The organism is Prevotella sp. AM34-19LB, from assembly GCF_003468525.1.
Classification (GTDB): domain Bacteria; phylum Bacteroidota; class Bacteroidia; order Bacteroidales; family Bacteroidaceae; genus Prevotella.
Genome location: NZ_QSIG01000108.1, coordinates 1 through 1,666, shown reverse-complemented (window position 1 = coordinate 1,666; position 1,666 = coordinate 1). Strand labels below are relative to the sequence as shown.

Here is a 1,666-nt window from a genome sequence, read left to right as displayed (position 1 = left end):
ATGGTGGCTACATATTGATGTTGTGCTGTTGCTTTTTACTGAAAGCTGCTACTAACGACTCATAAATCTACCCTTAATCGTGTATTGGATGATAGTTGCGGATTTTAGGTTTATTACAGAATCAAAATCCTAAGAATTTATAAAAAATGAAGCCTAAAGAAGTTTTGGAAAAATGGATAGATTGCTTTAACAAAGCAGATGCTTATCATATAGCAGAGCTGTATGCTACTAATGCAGTAAATCATCAAGTCGCAAACGAACCAATAATAGGTAAAGAATCAATCTACAAAATGTTTGTGAATGAATTTGCCACTGCTAAAATGGTTTGTATGGTGGAAAATATTTTTGAAGATGGCGAATGGGCTATCATGGAATGGAAAGACTCTCTTGGACTTCGTGGATGCGGATTTTTTCATGTAAAAGATAACAAAATCGTCTTTCAAAGAGGGTATTGGGATAAACTTTCATTCTTGAAGCAACACAATCTTCCAATTGAATAAGTACTATCAGAATACGGACTGGGAAATTGAAATACCCAGTCCGAGTTATATAATGAATTTTACTTGTTAAACTATTTAAAGTCAGTTGGATAACAAACCATACCTTTCACATTCTCAGTAGCTCCAGGTATTAATTCAGCCACCATGCAATATTCATGAGAGACTTCGAAAGGAAATTCAATTCCTAAATCGATAGCCTTGCGATAGCCAAATCGAGGATAATACTCTTTATGCCCCAATACGACTGCTGTGCCGTAACCCAAAAGTGCTGCCCTCTGATGGGCTTACTGAATCAACATCCCCCCCAATTCCCTTACGCTGGAATTCCGGCAAGACTGCCAATGGAGCTACACTCAGGGATGTGACAGACTGGGTGTCACTGTCTATCTTTACTTCTGTAAGTAAGATATACCAGACAATTTGTTTTTCTGTCATTTTCTTGTTCTTATCTAATTGTTAGGCTCATTGTTGTTATACATTGTTTAATTATAGATAAATCGTGAATATCCTTCTCTCTTAAATCGTAGCCCGAATGGAATACTTGTTGCCCTTTTGCAGAAATGCAAGGGATGCTTCTGCCTTCAAAGACTGCTGTTCCAAAATAGTCCGGTTGAAATTCATACCAGCCTCCATCCAAGTCGGCTTGTTTGGAAGTGCCGTCCGCATTCAAGACAAAAGGATGGATATCAATATAGCCTAATTCTTTGCTATACAGTTCCACACGGGTGGGCAACCAATTTGTTTCAATTTGATATCCTCTCTCCTGCAAAAGATCAAGGAGTTGGTCTGTATAATTGGCATCAAAATCAATGTCAATATCTCTATGCAAGCGGGTTTGCTGTCCGTACAAGACATCCACTCCCCAGCCTCCATCCAACCAAAACTGCATGTCCAGGCTTTCCAACAAGTCCAAAACTTGAAATAACTCTGTAATCGTAGTGTGTTCTTTCTTTGTCATATAATAATTCTTTAATAAATAATCCTTAATTCCGCAACACTATAATTTAACTTTATTTATAAGTTCCTGAGCAACAATAAGTTGCCTAGGATTTTGCCGTGTCAGATTTTTCACTTATCTTAGTGTTGCAATTAGAAAACAAGCGAAAATCGTAACAAGGCGCTGCAAAGGTACAAATAAAATTCGAAAAACTCACACCTTTTGGAGG

Annotated in this window: 2 protein-coding genes; one reads left to right on the top strand and one right to left on the bottom strand. The window is 37.6% G+C overall.

Annotated features, from left to right (window positions below; translation table 11 throughout):
• Positions 1 to 146: 146 nt before the first annotated feature.
• On the top strand, positions 147 to 500 hold the full coding sequence (locus DW830_RS15365; protein WP_004308780.1) for a nuclear transport factor 2 family protein: 354 nt from the start codon (positions 147 to 149) through the stop codon (positions 498 to 500).
• Between the two features lie 445 nt (positions 501 to 945).
• On the opposite strand, the gene lnu(AN2) is transcribed toward DW830_RS15365, so the two are convergent.
• Positions 946 to 1,458 carry a lincosamide nucleotidyltransferase Lnu(AN2) gene (gene lnu(AN2), locus DW830_RS15355; protein WP_004308783.1) on the bottom strand — a complete coding sequence of 171 codons (513 nt, stop codon included), beginning with the start codon at positions 1,456 to 1,458 and terminating at the stop codon, positions 946 to 948.
• Positions 1,459 to 1,666: the final 208 nt, after the last annotated feature.

Coding starts and splice junctions, on each gene's coding strand:
- DW830_RS15365 (WP_004308780.1), top strand. CDS start 147: ATGAAGCCTAAAGAAGTTTTGGAAAAATGGATAGATTGCTTTAACAAA.